The organism is Rhizobium sp. P43 (assembly GCF_056730705.1).
The window spans coordinates 1,326,599-1,347,425 of sequence record NZ_CM161539.1 but is presented as its reverse complement, the minus strand read 5'-3'; the positions used below and the strand labels follow the sequence as shown (position 1 = coordinate 1,347,425).

Annotated in this window: 21 protein-coding genes; 7 read left to right on the top strand and 14 right to left on the bottom strand. The window is 61.1% G+C overall.

Translation table 11 applies throughout. The features are described 5' to 3' along the window. Nucleotides 1-89: 89 nt before the first annotated feature. The 3 genes from AC1PUL_RS06630 (at nucleotide 90) to AC1PUL_RS06620 (ending at nucleotide 2,096) form a co-directional block, all read left to right on the top strand. Nucleotides 90-320, top strand: coding sequence for a hypothetical protein (locus AC1PUL_RS06630; RefSeq protein ID WP_480467358.1), 231 nt, complete (start codon nucleotides 90-92; stop codon nucleotides 318-320). Between the two features lie 107 nt (nucleotides 321-427). Then, nucleotides 428-760, top strand: coding sequence for a Grx4 family monothiol glutaredoxin (grxD, locus tag AC1PUL_RS06625; protein WP_298467865.1), 333 nt, complete (start codon nucleotides 428-430; stop codon nucleotides 758-760). Between the two features lie 130 nt (nucleotides 761-890). Next, the gene (locus AC1PUL_RS06620; protein WP_480467357.1) at nucleotides 891-2,096 is read left to right on the top strand and encodes a multidrug effflux MFS transporter; all 1,206 of its coding nucleotides are present in this window, start codon (nucleotides 891-893) and stop codon (nucleotides 2,094-2,096) included. Between the two features lie 56 nt (nucleotides 2,097-2,152). Here the strand turns inward: AC1PUL_RS06620 and AC1PUL_RS06615 are convergent, their stop codons facing one another. Then, a complete protein-coding gene (locus AC1PUL_RS06615) occupies nucleotides 2,153-2,980 on the bottom strand; it encodes an inositol monophosphatase family protein (RefSeq protein WP_480467355.1) in 828 nt (275 codons plus the stop codon). Between the two features lie 175 nt (nucleotides 2,981-3,155). Here AC1PUL_RS06615 and AC1PUL_RS06610 point away from each other — a divergent pair, with 175 nt between their 5' ends. Further along, entirely contained in the window at nucleotides 3,156-3,773 is a 618-nt protein-coding gene (locus AC1PUL_RS06610; RefSeq protein WP_480467353.1) for a thioesterase domain-containing protein, read from the top strand. 5 nt (nucleotides 3,774-3,778) lie between these two features. On the opposite strand, the gene AC1PUL_RS06605 is transcribed toward AC1PUL_RS06610, so the two are convergent. The 6 genes from AC1PUL_RS06605 to rpsD form a co-directional block, all read right to left on the bottom strand. Beyond that, complete coding sequence (locus AC1PUL_RS06605; RefSeq protein WP_480467351.1) at nucleotides 3,779-4,360, bottom strand: protein-S-isoprenylcysteine O-methyltransferase; 582 nt, start codon at nucleotides 4,358-4,360, stop codon at nucleotides 3,779-3,781. Next, nucleotides 4,357-5,562 carry an alpha/beta fold hydrolase gene (locus AC1PUL_RS06600; RefSeq protein WP_480467350.1) on the bottom strand — a complete coding sequence of 402 codons (1,206 nt, stop codon included), beginning with the start codon at nucleotides 5,560-5,562 and terminating at the stop codon, nucleotides 4,357-4,359. The genes AC1PUL_RS06605 and AC1PUL_RS06600 overlap by 4 nt, the downstream gene beginning before the upstream one ends. 215 nt (nucleotides 5,563-5,777) lie before the next feature. Beyond that, nucleotides 5,778-6,608 (bottom strand): inositol monophosphatase family protein, encoded by an 831-nt coding sequence (locus AC1PUL_RS06595; RefSeq protein WP_480467349.1) that lies wholly within the window; start codon nucleotides 6,606-6,608, stop codon nucleotides 5,778-5,780. A gap of 133 nt (nucleotides 6,609-6,741) precedes the next feature. Further along, complete coding sequence (ttcA, locus tag AC1PUL_RS06590) at nucleotides 6,742-7,641, bottom strand: tRNA 2-thiocytidine(32) synthetase TtcA (protein ID WP_480467348.1); 900 nt, start codon at nucleotides 7,639-7,641, stop codon at nucleotides 6,742-6,744. Nucleotides 7,642-7,699: 58 nt separating this feature from the next. Next, on the bottom strand, nucleotides 7,700-8,626 hold the full coding sequence (locus tag AC1PUL_RS06585) for a glutaminase (protein ID WP_298467885.1): 927 nt from the start codon (nucleotides 8,624-8,626) through the stop codon (nucleotides 7,700-7,702). Nucleotides 8,627-8,739: 113 nt separating this feature from the next. Continuing rightward, a complete protein-coding gene (gene rpsD / locus AC1PUL_RS06580) occupies nucleotides 8,740-9,357 on the bottom strand; it encodes a 30S ribosomal protein S4 (RefSeq protein ID WP_166599712.1) in 618 nt (205 codons plus the stop codon). Between the two features lie 411 nt (nucleotides 9,358-9,768). On the opposite strand from rpsD, the gene AC1PUL_RS06575 reads away from it, so the two are divergent. Both AC1PUL_RS06575 and pepT read left to right on the top strand, forming a co-directional pair. Then, nucleotides 9,769-10,539 carry a D-alanyl-D-alanine carboxypeptidase family protein gene (locus AC1PUL_RS06575; RefSeq protein WP_480468518.1) on the top strand — a complete coding sequence of 257 codons (771 nt, stop codon included), beginning with the start codon at nucleotides 9,769-9,771 and terminating at the stop codon, nucleotides 10,537-10,539. A 28-nt stretch (nucleotides 10,540-10,567) separates the two neighbouring features. Continuing rightward, nucleotides 10,568-11,803 (top strand): peptidase T, encoded by a 1,236-nt coding sequence (gene pepT, locus AC1PUL_RS06570; protein ID WP_480467347.1) that lies wholly within the window; start codon nucleotides 10,568-10,570, stop codon nucleotides 11,801-11,803. 291 nt (nucleotides 11,804-12,094) lie between these two features. On the opposite strand, the gene AC1PUL_RS06565 is transcribed toward pepT, so the two are convergent. From AC1PUL_RS06565 to AC1PUL_RS06535, 7 genes are all read right to left on the bottom strand, one after another. Further along, on the bottom strand, nucleotides 12,095-13,615 hold the full coding sequence (locus AC1PUL_RS06565; RefSeq protein ID WP_480467346.1) for a helicase HerA domain-containing protein: 1,521 nt from the start codon (nucleotides 13,613-13,615) through the stop codon (nucleotides 12,095-12,097). Between the two features lie 99 nt (nucleotides 13,616-13,714). After that, entirely contained in the window at nucleotides 13,715-14,851 is a 1,137-nt protein-coding gene (locus tag AC1PUL_RS06560; protein WP_480467345.1) for an MFS transporter, read from the bottom strand. Between the two features lie 158 nt (nucleotides 14,852-15,009). After that, nucleotides 15,010-15,246 carry a DUF1127 domain-containing protein gene (locus AC1PUL_RS06555; protein WP_480467344.1) on the bottom strand — a complete coding sequence of 79 codons (237 nt, stop codon included), beginning with the start codon at nucleotides 15,244-15,246 and terminating at the stop codon, nucleotides 15,010-15,012. A 397-nt stretch (nucleotides 15,247-15,643) separates the two neighbouring features. Further along, nucleotides 15,644-16,933 carry a hemolysin family protein gene (locus AC1PUL_RS06550; protein WP_480467342.1) on the bottom strand — a complete coding sequence of 430 codons (1,290 nt, stop codon included), beginning with the start codon at nucleotides 16,931-16,933 and terminating at the stop codon, nucleotides 15,644-15,646. 85 nt (nucleotides 16,934-17,018) lie between these two features. Then, entirely contained in the window at nucleotides 17,019-17,849 is an 831-nt protein-coding gene (gene murI / locus AC1PUL_RS06545; RefSeq protein WP_480467341.1) for a glutamate racemase, read from the bottom strand. Next, a complete protein-coding gene (locus AC1PUL_RS06540) occupies nucleotides 17,827-18,660 on the bottom strand; it encodes an RNA methyltransferase (RefSeq protein WP_480467340.1) in 834 nt (277 codons plus the stop codon). The genes murI and AC1PUL_RS06540 overlap by 23 nt, the downstream gene beginning before the upstream one ends. 135 nt (nucleotides 18,661-18,795) lie before the next feature. Then, entirely contained in the window at nucleotides 18,796-19,332 is a 537-nt protein-coding gene (locus tag AC1PUL_RS06535) for a hypothetical protein (protein WP_480467339.1), read from the bottom strand. Nucleotides 19,333-19,553: 221 nt separating this feature from the next. On the opposite strand from AC1PUL_RS06535, the gene AC1PUL_RS06530 reads away from it, so the two are divergent. Further along, on the top strand, nucleotides 19,554-20,768 hold the full coding sequence (locus AC1PUL_RS06530) for an NADP-dependent isocitrate dehydrogenase (RefSeq protein WP_480467337.1): 1,215 nt from the start codon (nucleotides 19,554-19,556) through the stop codon (nucleotides 20,766-20,768). Nucleotides 20,769-20,827: the final 59 nt, after the last annotated feature.

Below are 20,827 nucleotides of genomic sequence, written 5' to 3'. Positions count from 1 at the left end.
CAGGTGGCGCTTGCTAGACGAGAATTGCGCTGATTTAAAGAGCGTAAGGAACAAAACCTTCTGAAACCGAAGGACTGGGGGGAGAGAATATGGCGGATCTGGTCGGTGACATCGTCGGTAAAGTCGTTGAGGGCGTGCTGAAGGAGATCCTGAAGAAAACGACCGGCAAGGGCACGACGAGGCGGCGCAAGCGCCAGACGCGATCGGCAACAACGGGCCGCTTCGTGCGCAAGACGACCAAGCGCGTCAAGGCACCCGCCCGCAAGCAGGTAAGCCGCCGCCGCAGCGCCGCCAAACGCAGCCGTCAGCGCAGCCGCTAAAACAGGGTTTTGTCGCAAACTCGCCACTGGCAAAACCCAAGCCATATTGCTATTTCTACGGCAGATCGAAGCTGCCGCCTTGAACGGCATGTGAAAGGAAGAATGACATGAGCGCCCACGAATTCATCGACAACGAAGTCAAGACCAACGATGTCGTCCTGTTCATGAAGGGCAGCCCGCAGTTTCCCCAGTGTGGTTTCTCCGGCCAGGTGGTTCAGATCCTCGACTATCTCGGCGTCAACTACAAGGGCGTGAACGTGCTTGCCGACATGGAAATCCGCGAAGGCATCAAGCAGTATTCCAACTGGCCGACCATTCCGCAGCTCTATATCAAGGGCGAATTTGTTGGCGGTTGTGATATCGTCCGCGAGATGTTCCAGGCTGGCGAACTGCAGAAGCATTTTGAAGACCAGGGCATCGCCGTTCGCGGCGCTGCCTGACCCCTCGGCCGATAGGCCGGCATAATCTCCAGGTGATGAAGGCGTTGTTCCCAAGCAACGCCTTCATGCCGTTCTAAGGTCATACTCCATGTCAGATTCATTACAGTCCGCCCCCAGGACACTCGGGGGCATGGGACGCGCCGAATTCATCGCCATGATGGCATTCCTGATGGCGCTCAACGCGCTAGCCATCGACATCATGCTGCCGGGCCTCCAGGAAATCGGGGCGGCCCTCAATGTCGAAAACGAAAACCACCGGCAATATGTCGTTTCGGCCTATCTGATCGGTTTTGGCGTCGCCCAGCTCTTCTACGGTCCGATCGCTGACCGCTTCGGACGACGAATGCCGATGATCGTCGGCCTTGGCATCTACGTCGTGTCGTCGCTCGCAGTTGTCTTCGTGCCATCCTTCGAATCGCTGCTGCTGCTGCGTTTCATCCAGGGCATCGGCTCGGCGGCAACCCGCGTCATCACCGTTTCAATCGTGCGGGACGTCTTTGGCGGTCGCCAGATGGCGGAAGTCATGTCGCTGATCATGATGGTCTTCATGGTGATCCCGGTCGTGGCGCCCGGCACCGGCCAGGTGATCATGCTCTTCGGTGACTGGCACTGGATCTTCGTCTTCATGGCGGTGATCGCGCTGATCGTCGGTGTGTGGATGTATATCCGCCTGCCGGAGACGCTGGCACCGGAGGATGTGCGACCCTTCACCGTGAAGGTCATCCTCGAAGGCTTCCGCATCGTGCTCACAGACCGTGTGGCACTCTGCTACACGATCGCCAGCACCTTCATCTTCGGTGCCCTGTTCGGCTTCATCAATTCGGCCCAGCAGGTCTATGTCGGCATTTATGGGCTCGGCGTCTGGTTCCCCGTCGCCTTTGCGGCGGTCGCCCTGTTCATGGCGCTCTCCTCCTTCGTCAATGCGAAGCTGGTCGGCCGCTTCGGCATGCGCAAGCTGTCGCATGGCTCGCTCATCGGCTTCATCGCCATCAACTTCGTCTGGCTGGTGGTGCAGGTCCTCGGCCCCCAGCCGATGCCCTTCTTCCTGTTCATCACCTTCTTCTCGCTGGCGATGTTCCAGTTCGGCTGGATCGGCTCGAACTTCAACTCGCTGGCCATGGAGCCGCTCGGCCATGTTGCGGGTACGGCTTCCTCGGTGCTGGGCTTCATGGGCACGATCGGCGGGTCGATCATCGGCGCGGTGATCGGCCAGGCCTTCAACGGCACGGCGCTGCCGATGGTCACGGGCTTTTTCGTCGTCTCGATCATCGGGCTTATCTTCGTTCTGATCGGCGAAAAGGGCCGACTGTTCCAGGCGCAGAACAAGCCGGTCTGAGCCGATCAGACACCCCAAAAATGCGAAAGGCCCGGTCGATCCCGGCCTTTTGTCTTTCAATCAACGGTAAAGATCCGCTCCCGCAACTCCTGCCAGGCATCGGCATCGGAGGCGATGAGTAGCCCGCCCGTCGTATGATGCGGCAGATAGGCCGAACCGTCGAAGCGCGCGACATGAGCGCCGGCTTCCTGCATCATTAATGCACCGGCCAGATGATCCCAGGGCATCAGCTTGTTGTACATGGCGAAATCCATATGCCCCTGACCGAGCAGGCGGTATTCATGCGCGGCACAGCGATAGCTGGTGAAGAGGCGCACATCGGCCAGGTTGGAGAGGATTTTCCGGCGGGTCTCGATATCGAAGAAACCCGTATTGGCAATCCCGATCATCTGCTCGAGTGGGCCGCTCGGCCGCATCTGCATCTGCTCCTGCGACCCATCCGGTCGATAGATCCAGGCCCCGGAGCCCTTCTCGACCAGCGCCCAGTCATTGCCCACGGGATCATAGATGACACCGGCGACGGTCTCGCCCTTCGACACGACGGCGAGGATCATGCCGAACAGCGTCAGACCGGATGCAAAATTGAAGGTCCCGTCAATCGGATCGACGACCACCGCAAGGTCTGCGTCCTTCAGCCTGTCGAGCAAAGCCGGCTCGGCAGCGACCGATTCTTCGCCGACGAAGAGAGCATCCGGCATCAGCGCCTCGATCCCCTTACGGATGACGCGCTCGGCGGCCTCGTCGGCTTCCGTCACCAGATCGATCGCCTCCGTTTTCATCCTGATGTCCCCGTCACCGAGATTGCGGAAACGGGGCAGAATCTCCTCGACGGCGGCCTCTTGGAGAAGATTGGCAAGGACGGCGATATCGATGGTTGCGGTCATGAGCGGGCCTTCCTGTTCCGTGAAAGAGGCACGAAACGACGCGCCATCATGTTCCGCTCGTTCTAGCCCGGCGGAGATGGCAAAGTATAGGTCCGATGGTGCAGCATGTCGGTTGTCAGGCTGGGCAAATCATGCATGATTTCGAAATCACTGTTACTCAGGACGTCCCTTCGACATGATTTCCAGGCGCGCGCTTCTATCCCAGGCTTCCCTCTTTCTGGCAGCCTCAGTCCTTCCTGCCGAAGCGGCAAAACCCCGCAAGCCGAAGCCCCCGAACGGGCAGGTCTATCTCTTCAGAGGCTTCGCCGACATTTTTTCGACAGGCCTCAACACGCTGACACAGCAGCTGAAGGCGGATGGTATCAATGCGGAGGTCATGTCGCTGCCGAGTGCCCAAACGTTCGCGCGCAAGATCGCTGAGCGCTATAGGGCGTCGAAGGATGCGCGACCAATCGTGCTGGTGGGACATTCTCTTGGCGCAGACATGACGTTTTCCGTGGCAAGCGCCCTCCAACCGATGAAGATCCCGGTCGCGCTCATCCTCAGCTTCGATCCGACCGGCAAGGGTCCCGTGCCCGGCAATGTCAGGAAGACGCTGAACTTCTATACCGGCGGCGAGAACCTCTGGTCACCGGTCCTTCCGGCGCCCGGGTTCAAGGGCGAGTTGGCCAATATCAACCTGCGCCAGGGCGAAACGGCGATCAGCGGCATCGGCCATTTCAACATCGACAAAAACCCGAAGCTGCACGAGCGGGCAATCAAGGAAATCAAACAGGCGCTGCGTCGGCGCTGAGCCGGTCAGAAGACACCTGGAATAAGGCGCTTGGTGCGGGCGCAATAGGCGTCGTATTCGGCGCCGAAGGTCTCCCGCATCATCGCTTCCTCGCGCGACTGACGCACGGCGTAGAGGGCGAGGACCGCAATCAACCCGGCAAAACCGGCGATCCAGTTCGGGATCATCAGCGCCTGGGTCACACCCCAGAGCAGGAACGAGGCATACATCGGGTGACGTACGTGGGCGTAGACACCGCCTGTGACCAGCTGATGTCCCTCTCGGACTTCCAGCGTCACGGACCAGTTCTTGCCAAGATCCTTGTGGCTGCGGCGGAAGAGCCAGAGAAAGGCGATCCCGGACAGCGTGCCGAGCACAAGGGTGACCGCCCCCTGCCCGCGATCGGCCATACCGCCGAAGACGCCAAGGCGCCAGAGAACCGGCATGACGACAAGTCCGACGGTGCAGAAGACCAGAAGCGAGATATCGAGCGGCGTGCGCTTGTCGACCGCCGTCTTCTGCCGCCGTGCGCGACGCATGGCCGGATAGCGCATGGCGCACCAGGTCACCAGCATCAGGGCCCAGAGGATGAAGGAAATGCGGATCATGAAGTCGCCTCTACGGTCTTGCCTGTCTCTGCCGCAAGCGGCAGCATGTCGCCTCTTACGGCGTCAATCGGCCGCGTGCCACAGCAGATCATGAAGAAATCATAGAAATACCGCCGGCTGTTGGCCGAGATAAACTGATAGTGAACGCGGAAGAAATTCCTCTTCACGCGCCGGTAGGTCTCCCGCTCCAGCATGTCGCGAATGCGCACCTGGAACTGGCGCGGGAATGCGTCCGGGCGCTGATGGGTCAGACCCGCGCGGGCATAAGGGTCGCATTTGTAGAAGTTGATGATGTCAGTCAGCGCCTGGAATTCGGTCCAGCGAATAGCGGGATAGCTCGCAAGCGCCTGGAGGCGCTGCCTCGCCCGGCCGGCAGCCGGATGCAGCGCAACCTTGAGCGAGGTCGAACCGACAGTCACCAGCTGGAAATTGACGCTGCGCTCCTCGGCCTTCAACCGTTCCGCAAGCTGATGGGCGACATCAAGGATCAGCGCACCACCCGTTGAGTGGCCAACAAGCAGCACCTCGTCATGGTTCGAGGCCGCCATTCGTTCCGCAATAAGCGCAGCCCAGCTATCGATCCGTTGATCCATGCCAGGACGCTGGCATCGCAGGTGTTCGCGGCTGAAGGACCAGAGATCCATCAGATGAAAGACGAAGTAACGTCGGCCCACATATCGGCCGATCCCGTAGGTCGCACCCACACCGATGATAACGGGCAGCGCAGCACCGCCGGGAAGCGGCAAATGAGCGGCCAACCGATAGAAGACCGTACCGATCCAGACGAAGAAGGCCAACATGGCGCAGGGATAGAGGAAATAGAGCGCAAACCGCCAGTTGGTCGCGAAGAAGCGGAACATGGTACCGCTCGCGATATAGTCGACGAAGGCGGCGAGATAGGCAAGCAGACGGATGAAGAAGGGGCGCGCGCCATCATGTCTGACGATGTCGTCGAAGCTCAGAAAGGTGATCTCCGTTTCGCAGACGCCATCGGGCCCCCGGTAATCGGCCACCGCAGTCATGGCCATGCTGCCGGTCGCTTCCACCGGTGTACCGAGCTTGGCTTCGACCGCCCAGCACTTGCGAAAGCGCTCCATCTCGCGGCCGATCCGCCGGAAGAAGCCGTTGGCGTCGTTGCGTTCATATCCGCCGACCAGAAACACGGCACGCCTCGACACCGAAGGCTGAGCGACCTCAGACATTCCTACTCCCACGCGCTGCTCGAAACCTTGAGCCCGGCTCAAGGGTCTTCGTTGGGCCGCAATGTGCAAGAAGCCTCAGACACAGTCCAGCCAAAGCCTCAAGCACATCCGGAAATACTGACATTTCCTGTGGTTTGTTGAAGACCAGCCCTGCGGCCGGCCCGTCGAGCCACCCTGAGAGAGATCCGGCCCACATTGCCCAGGCAACTCGCCCTTCAGCGCGCCAGAACCACTCTCGACAGGATCATCTCCCAGCTATCGGCATCCGGTGCACTGAGAATGCCGCCGCTCGTCTCCCCGGGCAGGTACGGCGAGCCATCGAACTTTCGCGTCACACCACCGGCCTCCTCGTGCAACAGAACGCCGGCGAGATGATCCCAGGGCATCAGCTTGTGGTGGCCGATAAAATGGACCTTTCCTGTCGCGACAAGCCAGTATTCGTAAGCCGAGCAGTTATAGGCAAAGGCCATCTTGGTCTGCGCCAGATTGCCGGCGATCCGCCGACGATCCTCCTGGTCGATGTCATTGATCGATATGGTGCCTACCATCATCGACAGCTCGGTCGCCGCCGCAACCCGGATCGCCGCCTCCTTGCCGTCGGCCTTCAGCCAGCGCGCGCCGGCAGCCTTGGTCGCGATCAGCGTATCGCCGAGGACGCTGTCATGGATCAATGCCGCAATCGTCTCGCCACGCCGGACCACGGCGAGATTGGTTCCAAAGACCGGCAATCCCGCCTGAAAATTAAAGGTCCCGTCCACGGGATCGATGACGAATGCAAGCTCCGCATCGGCCAGGGCCGACACCAGCGCCGGATTGGTTTCTGAGGCCTCCTCGCCGACGACCAGCGCCTGCGGCCATCGCTTCAGGAGCTCTGCCGTCAGATAGGCCTCGGTCTTGAGATCAGCATCGGTCACCAGATCGATCAAGGATTTCTTTTCGACGACATCGGGCGCATCGAAGCGGCGGAACCTCGGAAGGATTTCCCTATGCCCGGCCGTCCTCACCAGGTCGAGGATATCGATGAGATCATTGTCGCGAAAAATCATGCCTTCGGCCCGTCTTGAACTGCCTGGACGACCCGAAGGCGGATTTCAGCCAAGCACCTCGGACCCCTGTTTGGGCGACCTGGAGCTCCTGCATGAAGACCTGTCTTGGGGGGCCAGCGAAATGCGGTCGTTATTAGCCCTCAGTCTGTGACGGCGTCGTGACAGCGAGACCGGCGAAATCGAAGAGCTTCGGATCGAGCAGATGCGAGGGATCGACATGCGCGAGCGCGCGCAGCATCGCATCCTTGCGGCCCGGCATCTTTGCTTCGATCCCCGCCAGCATCTCCTTCATCGCATTGCGCTGAAGGCCATCCTGCGAACCGCAGAGGTCGCAGGGGATGATCGGGAACTCCATAGCCTGGGCAAAGCGCGCCATGTCCTCTTCCGCAACATAAGCCAGCGGACGGAGCACGAAGAGATCCTTCTCATCGTTCAAAAGCTTTGCCGGCATGGCCGAGAGACGACCGCCATGAAAGAAGTTCATGAAGAAGGTTTCGAGGATATCCTCGCGGTGGTGGCCAAGCACCAGCGCGTCGCAGCCCTCTTCGCGGGCGATACGGTAGAGATTGCCGCGCCGGAGCCGCGAACAGAGCGAGCAATAGGTGCCGCCACTGGGCACCTTCTCCTTCACGATCGAATAGGTGTCGCGATACTCGATCCGGTGCTTCACGCCGATCGAGGCCAGATATTCGGGCAGGATATGCTTCGGAAAATTCGGCTGCCCCTGGTCGAGATTGCAGGCGATGAGTTCGACCGGCAGAAGCCCGCGCCATTGCAGGTCGAGCAGGATCGCGAGCAGGCCGTAGCTGTCCTTGCCGCCCGACAGACCGACCAGCCAGCGCTTCTGGCCCTTCAGCATGTCGAAGTCGGATATGGCCTGGCGCACCTGACGGATGAGACGCTTGCGCAGCTTGTTGAACGAAACCGAACGCGGCGCCTTGGCAAAGACCGGATGCACGGGCGACAGGTCGAGCGCATCCTCGCCATAGAGCGCGGCGGCATCCTGGCTTTCGATCGTGTTCACGAGGTTCATCTTCGGCTCCGGCCTCAGCGGCAATTCGGCTCTGCAATGCCTGCTCGGGGCTTGAAGATCAAGTCCCGAACACCGACCAGCCAGTGCGGGCGGCCAGCATTTCGAGCGCAGCCGAGCCGAGCGCCGAATTGCCGACCTTGTTGAGACCCGGCGACCAGACCGCAATCGAGGCCTTGCCCGGCGCCACCGCAAGGATGCCGCCACCGACGCCGGACTTGCCGGGCAGGCCGACATGATAGGCGAAATCTCCCGAGCCGTCATAATGGCCGCACATCAGCATCAGCGCATTGATACGCCGCGCCCGTTTCGGCGAAACGACGGAAAAGCCGGTCAGCGGATTGGTGCCACGATTGGCGAGAAACAGGCCGGCATGGGAGAGCTGCACGCAGGAAAGCGCCAGCGCGCATTGGTGGAAATAGACGCCGAGCGTGTGCTCGACCGGATGGTCGAGATTGCCGAAGCCACGCATGAAATTCGCGAGCGCGAAGTTGCGATAGCCGGTGCGCTGCTCCGACTGCGCCACCTTCTCGTCGATCGACAGCGTCTCGTCATCGGCGAGATAACGCATGAAACGCAGATATTCACCGATCGCCTCGCGCGGCGCGTGGCCCGCCAGCACCATGTCGGTGACGACGATCGCGCCGGCATTGATGAAGGGGTTGCGCGGAATGCCGTGCTCGTGCTCAAGCTGGACGATCGAATTGAAGGAAGAGCCCGACGGCTCGCGACCGACGCGTTTCCAGATCGATTCGCCCGCCTTGCCGAGTGCCAGCGTCAGCATGAAGACCTTGGAAATGCTCTGGATCGAAAATGCGGTATCCGCATGGCCCGCCTTGTAGGTCTGACCGTCGACGGTGGTGATTGCAATGCCGAACTGCTTGGGATCGACGCGGGCGAGCTCCGGGATATAGTCGGCCACCTTGCCCTCGCCGAGACGCGGCTCAAGTGCCGTGACGATCTCGTCGGCAATCAGCTGCAGATCCATCTCGTTCCCCTTACCCGATCCCTTGCGGCGCCATCATCATCGCTCGACGCTGCACTGCAAACAGAAAAAGCCGCCCCGAAGGGCGGCTTTCCACAAATCCGTCTCGCAAGCAATTAGCGCGAGTAGAATTCGACGACCAGGTTCGGTTCCATGATGACCGGATACGGAACATCCGACAGGCCCGGAACGCGAGCGAAGGTGGCAACCATCTTGTTGTGGTCGACTTCGAGGTAATCAGGAACGTCGCGCTCGGCGAGCTGGGCCGATTCCAGAACGGTCACGAGCTGCTTGGACTTCTGACGAACTTCGATGACGTCGCCGGCCTTGCAACGGTAAGAACCGATGTTGACGCGAACGCCGTTGACCGTGACGTGGCCGTGGTTGACGAACTGACGGGCAGCAAAGACCGTCGGTACAAACTTGGCGCGGTAAACGATGGCGTCCAGACGCGACTCAAGCAGGCCGATCAGGTTTTCGCCGGTGTCGCCCTTGCGGCGGTTGGCTTCTTCGAAGATCGCGCGGAACTGCTTCTCGCGGATGTCGCCGTAGTAGCCCTTCAGCTTCTGCTTGGCGCGCAGCTGCACGCCGAAGTCGGAAAGCTTGCCCTTGCGGCGCTGGCCGTGCTGGCCCGGGCCGTATTCGCGGCGGTTGACCGGGGACTTCGGACGGCCCCAGATGTTTTCGCCCATACGGCGATCGATTTTGTACTTGGAAGATGCGCGCTTGCTCATCCGTATTTCCTTTCAACAGGTTACAGCGGTTTGTTGCCAAGCCGCTTTAAGGAAACACGCCCTCCTCTGAGCCTCCGTTTCCGAGGCTCCGACAGGATTCTCACGTCAGCGAACGGAGAAAACCACGGGACATGTCAAAACAAACACCGGGCGTTTCGGCCCGGCGTTGGGGGCGTCATTAGTGGGGTGAACGGGAAATGTCAACAACGACACGCGTGAACGCTGACTTGCAGCGCAAAAATACCGACGATCTGGCACTTTATCCAGCAGAAAGAACCACCTGAGCCGGCGCAAAGGCTGACAGAAGCCGACAACTCCGCTATCCCGGATCATCCTCAATGAAAGAGATCCTACCCCTTCATGATGAACAGCGTCCTCCGCCTGCCCGTCCTCGCCCTCCTCAGCCTTCTCATGGCCATCAGCCCTGCGGTGGCTGAAGTCCAGAAACCCGGCCATGCCCATATTCTGGTCGATGCCGGAACCGGCGCGATCCTGGAGGCGGAGAACCCCGACATGGTGCTCTACCCGGCATCGCTGACGAAGATGATGACGCTCTATCTCACCTTCGAGGCACTGCATTCGGGCCGCTTCAAATGGGATCAGCGGCTCGTCATGTCGCAAAACGCCAATGACAAGGAACCCTACAAGTTCGCGATCGGTGCCGGCAGCACGATCAGCGTCCAGGAAGCCGTCATGGGCATGGTCGTGCTATCGACCAATGACGCGGCCACCGCCGTTGCCGAGGAACTGGCCGGCTCCGAAGAAGCCTTTGGTCAGATGATGACCTCAAAGGCCCGCGAGCTCGGCATGGCGAGCACCGTCTTCACCAACCCCTCGGGCCTTCCCGACCCCCGTCAGGTGACGACGGCAACCGACATGGCGCGCTTGGGTCTCGCGCTGCTGCGCGACTTCCCCGAGGAATACAAGCTGTTTGCCTCGCGCGGCATGACCTTTCGCGGGATGAGGTTCCGCGGCCACAACGCTTTCCTTGTGCAGTATCCGGGCGCCGAGGGCATCAAGACCGGCTATACCAAGGCCTCGGGCTACAACATCGTGACCTCAGCCAGCAACGGCAACCGCCGCCTGATCGGCGTCGTGCTGGGCGCCGACAGCGGCAATGCCCGGACGCAGGAAATGATCACCCTCTTCGACCGGCATTTGGGCACAAAAGTCAGCCAGTGATCTCAGGAAGATCAGGAAAGGTTTTGCCATGACCGACACCGTTCTCGACCGCTTCCTTCGTTACGTCGTCATCGACACGCAATCCGATCCGGCCTCAGACAGCCAGCCGTCCACGGAAAAGCAGAAGGATCTCGGCCGCATTCTCGTCGCCGAACTCCTGGCGCTGGGACTTGAAGACGCTCATCTTGATGAACATGGCAATGTCTATGCGACGATCCCGTGCAACACGGACAAGGACGTTCCCGTCATCTGCTTCTGCAGCCACATGGATACGGCACCGGATTTCACGGGCAAGAATGTCAAGCCGCAGCTGCTGCGCAACTTTCAGGGCGGCGATATCACGCTGACCGGCGACACGAGCCAGGTGATCCGCGTTGCATCCCATCCGCAGCTCAACAAGCAGATCGGCAACGACATCGTCACCACCGACGGCACGACGCTGCTCGGCGCCGACGACAAGGCCGGCGTCGCCGAAATCATGACGGCGGCGGCCCATCTGATGGCAAACCCTCAGATCAAGCATGGCACGATCAAGATCCTGTTCACGACCGACGAGGAAATCGGCCGTGGCGCCGACAAGGTGGATCTCGCAAAGCTCGGCGCCCGCTTCGCCTATACGCTCGACGGCTCGACGGTCGGCGAGATCGAGAACGAGACTTTCTCCGCCGATGGTGTGACGATCGAGATCACCGGCGTGGCCATGCATCCGGGTTATGCCAAGGGCAAGATGGAGAATGCCATCAAGGCCGCAAGCGACATCGTCGCCCGCCTGCCCCGCGACATCGCACCGGAGACCACCGAGGGCCGTGAAGGCTTCATCCACCCGGTCGACATGTCAGGCAGCATGGAAGCGGCAAAGCTTCAGCTCATCGTCAGAGACTTCACCGAAGCCGGCCTGAAAGAGAAGGAAGAGCTGCTGCAACAGATCACCGAGGACGTCATGGCGACCTATCCGGGTTCGAGCCATAGCTTCACGGTCAAGCACCAGTATCGCAACATGAAGGAAGTGCTCGATCGCCATCCGGAGATCATGGACAATCTCGAGGAAGCCGTCCGCCGCGTCGGCCTGGAACCCGTGCGCCACAGCATTCGCGGCGGCACCGACGGCTCGCGCCTCTCCTTCATGGGCCTGCCCTGCCCCAACATCTATACCGGCGGTCATGCCTATCACTCGCCGCTCGAATGGGTGAGCGTCCAGGACATGGAGAAGGCCGTCGAGACGATTGTCGCTCTGGTCAAGGTCTGGGAAGAGCGGGCGGCGTAATACCAAGTGTCGACAATAAGAACCCATAGGATCGGCTCGACCGCCCTTTCTGGCTAGGAGAGGTCCGAAGAGCGATGCTGTCGCATCGGTCAAGGAGCTCGACGACGCCAGAACGGGCGGGAAGCCGACCGAAGGTGGCTTATTGCAGGTCTCTGGCGTTGTTGCGCCGCTTGGCCGATGCGACAGCATCGCCCGGCGCACCGCGCCTAGCCAGCGACCTGCAATAAGCCATCCTATCGGTTCCTATTATCGACACTTGGTATAAGCCGTCCGCAGGAATCCGCTATACCGTTACTCGGCAGCAGACGGCGTCTGCTCGTCGGCATCCAGCTGGTTGGGATCGCCGGGCTGCGTCTCGGCTTCCAGATCCGGAAAGGCGACGATGCGCTTGCCGGAAAAATCGGTGTGGACCACGACCAGTCCCTGCTCTTCGAAATAACCGAGAAGGCGACGGGCGCGGCGGGCCGAATGCGTGCCATAGGCCCGTGCGATGCGCTGGTCGGAAGGGCATTCCTCGTTGCGCAGTGCCGCCTTGGCGAGCAGCAGAAACACGCCCTGAAGATCGTCGGAGACGCGGACGGACAGCGACAGCGCCGTCTGCCAGCCTTCACTTGCAGCCGTCTCCTCGTCGACCCCTGCCCTGGCAATCGCCACCCGGCGGCGGAACTCACCCATCGGCATTGGCGGACCGGACACGCGGCGCATGCGGGCACGCACCAGGAACTCCTGATAGAGCACGCTGTCGGTCCGATAGGCCGCCTGCGGGTCACCCAGGATTTCTGAGAGCACGGCAGACAGCCGCTCCTCTCGCTCTTCCGCCGACATCTCTGCACCCCGCACCGGCGCCTCGTTCGGGGACGGCGTCAGCGAGGCGGGCGTCGAGCGCGAGAGTTCGGCGAGAATATCGGTCGTCGGCCGCGGCGCCGGCGGCGCACGGCGCACGATCGGCCGGGTGAATTCTTCCGGATCCGGCGTGAAGATCAGGTCTTCGACATCCTGTGGCGCATCCGGCAGCGGCATCAGCTTCGGAGAGGATGAGCGCGCCGAGGTCTCGACGGCGCCGATGACGATCGGCATCGGCCGGCGCGACATCGCAGGGCCGAGAGCGACGAAATTGCCCCGCTGCAGATCGCGGAACATCTCCGCCTGGCGACGATCCATGCCGAGCAGGTCGGCCGCACGCGCCATGTCGATATCGAGGAAGGTTCGCCCCATCAGGAAGTTGGAGGCTTCCGCCGCAACGTTCTTGGCGAGCTTCGCCAGACGCTGCGTGGCGATAACGCCGGCCAGACCGCGCTTTCGTCCCCGGCACATCAGGTTGGTCATGGCACCGAGCGACATCTTGCGGGCATCCTCGGAGACGTCACCGCCGACGGCAGGCGCGAACATCTGCGCTTCGTCGACAACGACCAGTACCGGATACCAGAATTCGCGATCGGCATCGAAAAGACCATTGAGGAAGGCGCCGGCGGCACGCATCTGCTGCTCGACATCGAGGCCCTCAAGCGTCAGCACGCAGGACACGCGGTGGCGGCGGATGCGGTCGGCAATGCCGGCGAGTTCCGCTTCCGTGCGTTCCCCATCGACGACGACATGGCCATACTTGTCCGAGAGCGTGACGAAATCACCCTCGGGGTCGATGATCACCTGCTGCACCCACTGGGCCGACTGCTCCAGCAGGCGACGGAGCAAATGCGACTTCCCCGAACCCGAATTGCCCTGCACCAGGAGGCGGGTCGCAAGAAGCTCCTCGATATCGAGCTTGGCAGGCTGACCGCCCTGCACCGTTCCCATATCGATTCCGACCTTCAATACCGGCATCCTCAAATCATGTGTTGATCTGTAGTCACTAACAGAGTTGGGGGCACCCGTGTCACCCGCATCCACGAAACCCACAGGGAAGTGCGGCCTTTACGCCGGCTTGCGGCGCCCGAGCAGACCGGCGAGCAGGATGCTGAGGACAAGCGGCGGGAGAAGCGTGGCAAGCCCGCTGCGCAATCCCAGCACCTCCGCGACGAAACCGATCATCGGCGGACCGATCAGGAAGCCGAGAAGCGCAATGAAGCTCAGGATCGCGACATTCTCCGCCGCTGGCCTGTCACCCAGATCGGCCGACGCCGTCACCGCGAGCGGGAAGCCGACGGAGACACCGAGACCGACGGAGGCAAGCCCGACATAGACGAGCGCTGTCACCGGCGCGGTGACCACGAGCAGCATGCCGCCGAGCGCAAAGATGAGGCAAAGCCGCGCGAGCAGAACCGCACCGCACCGCTCCTTGGCCGCGTCACCAAGGAACCGGCCCACCGAGACCATGGCCGCAAAGACCACATAGCCCATCCCGGTCGCCACACCCGTGGTGGCAAAGACTTCCTTGAGATAGACGGCAGACCAATCGGCCACGGCTCCTTCGGTCATGGTGATGCCGAAGACGAACAGACTGATGCCAAGGATGGCGGGGCTTGGGCGCCGCCAGGATGACCTGGGCTGGGTTTCTGTAACCGGCGCCTCGTGAACGGGTAGTGCCCGGCAGACAATCACCGAGACCGGCATCAGAACCAGCGACAGGAGACCGATCGCCACGAAGGGCGACGTGTGCAACGCCAGGAACCCGGCACCAACAAGGCTTCCGGTCATGATACCAAGGCTCCAGAAGCCATGGCAGCGGTTCATGATCGACACCGTGCCGCGCTTCTCGATCACATCGGCTTCGACATTGAGCCCGAGCTCGATCGTCGACAGACCGATCCCGAGCAGAGCGAGCAGCAAAAAGAGCGAGACAATGTCGGGTGCGGCGACCGGAAGCGGCACAAGCGCCAGAAAGATCGGGAAGCCGAAGATAAGAGTGTTGCGACTGCCGATCCGCCCGACGAGCTGACCGGCAAATGGCAGCATCAGGAGGATGCCCGTCGGCAGACCAAGAAGGGCAATGGCAAGCTCGGCAGGACCGAGCGATAGCCTCTCCTGTACGCCTGGAATTTGCGGAAGCCAGCTGCCGAAGGCGATCGGCTGCAGGAAGAAGGCGGTCATGATGGTGAATTTGGGAGACATCGGAGATCCGCAGAAGCGACGGGATGGGAATCGGAGAGCGACGCAGACTGTCGGCCACTGGCGTTGTTTTGGAAAGCAGACCACCCGAGAGAGTGGTCTGCTTGCGCAGAAAATAGAAGATCGATCCGCCGGGAAGCCACCGTCCTGACCGATCTTCATCAGACCCGGAAATCCCAAAGGGAGAGACTTCTCGGCCTCTTCAGCTCATCTTCCACCGGCAGCCCGATGTCGCGCCGCATCTGCGGTGACAGGTGCTCCGCCAGCTTGCGGACCTGCCGCCGCCGCCAACTGGCCCCGATGAGAGCTGCCAGGAGGCGCCAGGAGCCGAAACGCTCGAGGAGTTCGTCCATCCGCTGGGCCAGCGAAAATTCAACTATAGATTGATTGTCGTGCATGACTTGTCCGTCCCGGAACGCGCGAGCGTCCAGGTCCTTTCGATGATGAAAAGCGACGTGAACCAGACAGACGAACGCGTTGATACGCGCAGACGGCAAGTCACGTCAGGATGGTGAAAAACGCCAGAAAAGGCAGGGAAATTGACTGATCAGACAGTCATCGGGTGGACTGAACGCGCGTGGAAAGTCGACCGCACGTAGAGTTCACCGATCCGCCAGAGAGGCGCATGCGCATGAAAATATGGGTCATCGGTCGCCTCCTGTAGTTTGTGTTGCGGATGCTGGGACCATGGCACGCAAAAAGGCACGCCGCAAGTCCGCAATTCGAGATTGCAGAACTAGCGGCGAGCCGTTGCACTTATGCAACAAAATGTCGCAGGACTTGTGAGGGAGACCCTCAGGCCTCGGAGGCTCCGACGCGCGAGACGAGCAGCTTGTCGATGCGCCGGCCGTCGAGGTCGATCACCTCGAAACGCCAGTCGCCCTTCACGAAGCTTTCGCCAAGTTCGGGGATGCGCTTGAGCTCGTCGAGCACGAAGCCGGCCACAGTGGTATAATCCGGATCGGAATCGATCGGGACGCGGATGATGTCGACGAATTCATCCACCGGCGTCCAGCCGGCGACGAGATAGGACCCGTCCTGCCGCTGAACCATCGCCTGTTCTTCCGTTTCGTCCTGGCTGAAGGCGCCCGTGATCGCTTCCAGGATATCGCCGGACGTGACGATGCCTTCGAAATGGCCGTATTCGTCATAGACGAGCACCATGTGCATCGACGTCTTGCGCAAGGATTCGATGATGTCGGTCGCCTTTGCGAGATCCGAGACCACGGGCACGTCGCTCACCATGTCGGCAAGATTGATCGGCCCACCTTCGGCCATGTGTTCGTAGAGCTTCTTGGTCAGGACGACACCGAGGATCTCGTCGGAATCGCCGCTGCGAACCGGAATGCGCGAATGCGGCATCCCGCGCAGCTTCTCCCGGATTTCATCGATCGTATCGTCAAGCTCGAGCATTTCCACGTCGCGACGCGGGGTCATCAGCCCGCGCGCCTGGCGATCGGCGAGACGCATGACGCCCGAAAGCATGGCGGACTCGCTGGTCTCGATCACACCCGCGCTATGCGCTTCGGCGAGAACCGTGCGGATTTCCTCATCCGTCACCTTGCCACCGCCGTCACCGCTTTGTCCAAGCAGGGACAGCACCAGCTTGCCGGATCCGTTGAGCAGCCAGACCAGCGGTGCAGCAACCTTCGAAAGTACGCCCATGGGAATGGCGACACGCACGGCCACGCCCTCGGGATTGCGCAGCGCAACCTGCTTGGGCACCAATTCACCGACGATCAGCGACAGATAGGTAATGAGCACCACGACGCTACCGACGCCGAGCGCATCGGCCGCAGCTTCCGAAAAGCCTTGCACTTCAAGCCAGGACGAAAGCCGGGCGCCGAGCGTGGCACCCGAGAAGGCGCCGGAGAGAACGCCGACAAGCGTGATGCCGATCTGCACCGTGGACAGGAAGCGGCCAGGATCACTCGCAAGCCTCAGGGCTGTTTCAGCGCCCCGGCTTCCCTGCTCTGCAAGAACCTTCAGACGCGCCGGACGAGCAGAGACGACCGCAAGCTCCGACATGGCAAGAACGCCGTTGAGAACGGTCAGGAAAAGAACAATCGCAATTTCGGTAAACAAGAAAGGGGGCAAAGCTCCTCTACACCGGCTGAGCGTCCGGCAACCGGGCATAGGTAGCACGGCTAGCCAATTGTCAAAAGACCGTTCAGGCAAAATAGGGTTTGGAAGCGACCTTCACCGACAATCCCATGCCCTGCATCAGGCGCCGGGTGGAGAAATCCGGGGCCCCCGAGGTGAAGACGGCAAAGTCGAAATCGTCAGGATGTTCGGCCCCTTCGATGAGCGGCACCAGCCGACGCGCCTGCCTTGCAATCGCCTCCGCCGGATCGAGCCAGTCGACCGGCCAGGGAGCCAGCCTGCGGAAGACATTGGCGAGGAAGGGATAATGCGTGCAGGCAAGGACGACGATGTCGGTCCGCGCGCCGTCCTTCTCGACGAAGCAGGGCGCGATTTCCGCCAGCACTGCGGCATCGTCGAGGACCTCGCCGCGGATATAGGCCTCCGCCATGCGCGCCAGATTTTCCGATCCGACGAGCCGCACATGGCATTGAGAGGCAAAGGATTGGATCAGATCGCGGGTATAGGCACGTTTGACGGTACCGGGCGTGGCGAGCACCGAGACCAGTCCGGACCGCGTTCGCTCCGCCGCCGGCTTGATGGCAGGCACTGTGCCGATGAACCGCCTGTCGGGGAACCGTTGCCTCAAATCGGCGCCAGCCAGAGTGAAGGCGGTATTGCAGGCGACGATCACGGCTTCAGGATCATACTGCGTAAAGAGCTCTTCAAACAAACGGGCGATCCGGGCCTTGAGCGGTTCTTCCTCCCACCCACCATAGGGAAAGCCGGCATCGTCGGCGACATAGATGAAACCGCGTTCCGGCATCAGAAGCCGCGCCTCGCGCAGGACGGTCAGACCGCCGATGCCGGAATCGAAGACCAGGATCGGCTTGAGATCAGGCGTCCCGTTTGTCGTCATCTCTGGCCTGAGCCTCGCTTCCAGTCATCGCCGCAGGCAGCCTTTGCCCGGCGCGTGCAAATCGGTCGAGCGAACTGATGACACCGCGAACCACATGGATCTCCGGACCGGTGAAAGCGCGTCTGCTGAACACAGCCCTGAGGTTTTCGATCATCTTGGGCTTTTTGTGGGCCGGATGGAAATAGTTGCGCGCTTCGAGCGCTTCTTCCAGATGGTCAAAAAGCCCGATGAGCTCGTCCTTGGTGGCCGGCGGCTGTTCGGGTGCGTCGAAGGGCACCGCATGCACGTCTTCCATCCCCGACTTCATCCATTCATAGGACATCAGGAGCACGGCCTGGGCGATGTTCAGCGAGGCGAAGGCGGGGTTGACGGGGAAGGTCACGATTTCGTCAGCGAGCGCCACCTCTTCGTTCGACAGACCCGACTTTTCCCGGCCGAAGAGAATGCCGGTCTTTTCGCCGGACCGGAATTTCCTCCGGAGCGTTTCCGCCGCCGTCACCGGAGAACGGACTGGCTTGAAGCCGTCGCGCTGGCGCGCGGTCGTCGCATAGACGAAGTTCAGATCGGCAATGGCCTCTTCGAGTGTATCGAAAACGACCGTGCCGTCGATCACGTGATCGGCCTTGGCAGCCGCCGCGCGCGCCTTTTCGGACGGCCAGCCGTCACGTGGATTGACCAGTCTGAGCTCGACCAGGCCAAAATTCGCCATAGCTCGCGCCACCATGCCGATGTTCTCGCCAAGCTGCGGCTCCATCAGAATGATCGCCGGCCCTTCGGCCAGCATGATACGCTCGCTGTTCGTTCCTGCCATGATCTGCCCTTCAGAAGAATTCGGGCACCCATTCGCATAAAATCGTCCGGGCGCAAAGGGGCAGACGGCTCAGCTGCTGCGGACAGGCCTGACCTGTCCGATCACCCCCGGGGAGAAGATGCCTCCCGGCGATCGTCAGAGACCGCCCTGATCCTGGAGATCCGTCTTGATCGATCGGCCGGTTTGCCCGTCGACCACGGGGAAGAAATCATCGATCACCGGACGTCCGTTTTCCTCGATGACATGGAAGATCAGCACGGTATCGGCCTTGTACTCCGGACCTTCGCCGAAGCATTTGCGGTTGTTGAACAGGGCAGTCACCTGACCGTCGCCGTCATCTTCGATCCGAATGTTTTCGAACGGGCAGCCATCCTGGCCTTGAGCGATGGGATCATAGTCGAAGGGAAAGCCGGTCGTTTCGCCCTCTGGCGGATCGTGAGGCGGGTTCTTGGAAGCCGCCATGAAAGCCTCGGCAAACTCCTTGGAAAACAGGCGCTGAAGATTATCTGCGCTGAAGACCTCGACGGGCGGCTCATCGACCGTTTCATCCCATCCAAGCGCCGCCGCCTCGATCACCTCGCGGACCGGTGATGTGACGTCGGAAGCCGCATGAAGCGCCACCGGCGCGCCCAGGGACAAAGCCAGGAACAGGACGGGAGAGAAGATTTTCATCAAGACCTCGTGAGCAAATCGTTTGGCGCTGTTTTAACTGGAAAGCATGCAATCGAGAGGGCCAAGTTTGGGAGGAAAATGCCCGCCGAAAGTCTGAGCGAGAATTTCCGCGATCGGGCCCTCTGCTGTTTGCCTTGCAACGAGAGAATGTTATAGGCAGGCCTTCGGCAGAGCGCCCTCCCCGCGCCTGCGAGACAGGCAAAAAACCCGTGAGGATATTCATGACCAAGATCAAGGTAGCCAACCCGGTCGTCGATCTCGACGGCGACGAGATGACCCGCATCATCTGGCAGTTCATCAAGGACAAGCTGATCCTGCCCTACCTCGATCTCAAGATCGAATATTATGACCTCTCGGTTGAAAACCGCGACGCCACCAACGACCAGGTGACCATCGACGCCGCCCACGCCATCAAGAAGCACGGCGTCGGCATCAAGTGCGCGACCATCACCCCGGACGAAGCCCGCGTGAAGGAATTCAACCTCAAGGAAATGTGGAAGAGCCCGAACGGCACCATCCGCAACATCTTGGGCGGCGTCATCTTCCGCGAGCCGATCATCTGTAAGAACGTGCCGCGCCTCGTTCCCGGCTGGACCAAGCCGATCGTTGTCGGTCGCCATGCTTTCGGTGACCAGTACAAGGCAACCGACTTCAAGTTCCCCGGCAAGGGCAAGCTGACGATCAAGTTCGTCGGCGAAGACGGCGAAGTGATTGAAAAGGAAGTCTACAACGCACCGGGCGCCGGCGTGGCTCTGGCCATGTACAACCTGGACGAATCAATCCGCGAATTCGCCCGCGCCTCGATGATGTACGGCCTGATGCGCAAGTGGCCGGTCTACCTGTCGACGAAGAACACCATCCTCAAGGCCTATGACGGCCGCTTCAAGGACATCTTCGAAGAAGTCTACCAGAACGAGTTCAAGGCGAAGTTCGACGAGATCGGCATCGTCTACGAACACCGCCTGATCGACGACATGGTCGCTTCCGCTCTGAAGTGGTCCGGCGGTTACGTCTGGGCCTGCAAAAACTACGACGGCGACGTACAGTCTGATACGGTCGCGCAGGGCTTCGGCTCGCTCGGCCTGATGACTTCGGTTCTTCTATCTCCCGATGGCCGCACGGTTGAAGCCGAAGCCGCCCACGGTACGGTGACCCGTCACTACCGTCAGCACCAGAAGGGTCAGGAAACCTCGACCAACTCGATCGCCTCGATCTTCGCCTGGACCCGTGGCCTCGCCCACCGCGCCAAGCTCGACGACAATGCGGAACTCGCCCGTTTTGCAACGACGCTCGAAAAGGTCTGCATCGACACCGTCGAAGCCGGCTACATGACCAAGGACCTGGCGCTGCTTATCGGGCCGGATCAGCCGTGGCTGTCGACGACCGCCTTCCTCGACAAGGTCGACGAAAACCTGAAGAAGGCCATGGCCGCCTGATCGGCAGCCAAGCGTTTCAAAATTCAGAACCCGGTCACGGCGACGTGGCCGGGTTTTCT

What these genes read in the sequence shown, in the direction of transcription:
- AC1PUL_RS06605 (WP_480467351.1), bottom strand. Translation starts at nt 4,360, where the DNA reads ATGATCCGCATTTCCTTCATCCTCTGGGCCCTGATGCTGGTGACCTGG.
- rpsD (WP_166599712.1), bottom strand. Translation starts at nt 9,357, where the DNA reads ATGAGCAAGCGCGCATCTTCCAAGTACAAAATCGATCGCCGTATGGGC.
- AC1PUL_RS06540 (WP_480467340.1), bottom strand. Translation starts at nt 18,660, where the DNA reads ATGGCAGGAACGAACAGCGAGCGTATCATGCTGGCCGAAGGGCCGGCG.
- AC1PUL_RS06620 (WP_480467357.1), top strand. Translation starts at nt 891, where the DNA reads ATGGGACGCGCCGAATTCATCGCCATGATGGCATTCCTGATGGCGCTC.
- pepT (WP_480467347.1), top strand. Translation starts at nt 10,568, where the DNA reads ATGACCGACACCGTTCTCGACCGCTTCCTTCGTTACGTCGTCATCGAC.
- AC1PUL_RS06615 (WP_480467355.1), bottom strand. Translation starts at nt 2,980, where the DNA reads ATGACCGCAACCATCGATATCGCCGTCCTTGCCAATCTTCTCCAAGAG.
- AC1PUL_RS06575 (WP_480468518.1), top strand. Translation starts at nt 9,769, where the DNA reads ATGGCCATCAGCCCTGCGGTGGCTGAAGTCCAGAAACCCGGCCATGCC.
- AC1PUL_RS06630 (WP_480467358.1), top strand. Translation starts at nt 90, where the DNA reads ATGGCGGATCTGGTCGGTGACATCGTCGGTAAAGTCGTTGAGGGCGTG.
- AC1PUL_RS06610 (WP_480467353.1), top strand. Translation starts at nt 3,156, where the DNA reads ATGATTTCCAGGCGCGCGCTTCTATCCCAGGCTTCCCTCTTTCTGGCA.
- AC1PUL_RS06560 (WP_480467345.1), bottom strand. Translation starts at nt 14,851, where the DNA reads ATGTCTCCCAAATTCACCATCATGACCGCCTTCTTCCTGCAGCCGATC.
- AC1PUL_RS06595 (WP_480467349.1), bottom strand. Translation starts at nt 6,608, where the DNA reads ATGATTTTTCGCGACAATGATCTCATCGATATCCTCGACCTGGTGAGG.
- AC1PUL_RS06535 (WP_480467339.1), bottom strand. Translation starts at nt 19,332, where the DNA reads ATGAAAATCTTCTCTCCCGTCCTGTTCCTGGCTTTGTCCCTGGGCGCG.
- murI (WP_480467341.1), bottom strand. Translation starts at nt 17,849, where the DNA reads ATGACGACAAACGGGACGCCTGATCTCAAGCCGATCCTGGTCTTCGAT.
- AC1PUL_RS06585 (WP_298467885.1), bottom strand. Translation starts at nt 8,626, where the DNA reads ATGGATCTGCAGCTGATTGCCGACGAGATCGTCACGGCACTTGAGCCG.
- AC1PUL_RS06555 (WP_480467344.1), bottom strand. Translation starts at nt 15,246, where the DNA reads ATGCACGACAATCAATCTATAGTTGAATTTTCGCTGGCCCAGCGGATG.
- AC1PUL_RS06600 (WP_480467350.1), bottom strand. Translation starts at nt 5,562, where the DNA reads ATGTCTGAGGTCGCTCAGCCTTCGGTGTCGAGGCGTGCCGTGTTTCTG.
- ttcA (WP_480467348.1), bottom strand. Translation starts at nt 7,641, where the DNA reads ATGAACCTCGTGAACACGATCGAAAGCCAGGATGCCGCCGCGCTCTAT.
- grxD (WP_298467865.1), top strand. Translation starts at nt 428, where the DNA reads ATGAGCGCCCACGAATTCATCGACAACGAAGTCAAGACCAACGATGTC.
- AC1PUL_RS06530 (WP_480467337.1), top strand. Translation starts at nt 19,554, where the DNA reads ATGACCAAGATCAAGGTAGCCAACCCGGTCGTCGATCTCGACGGCGAC.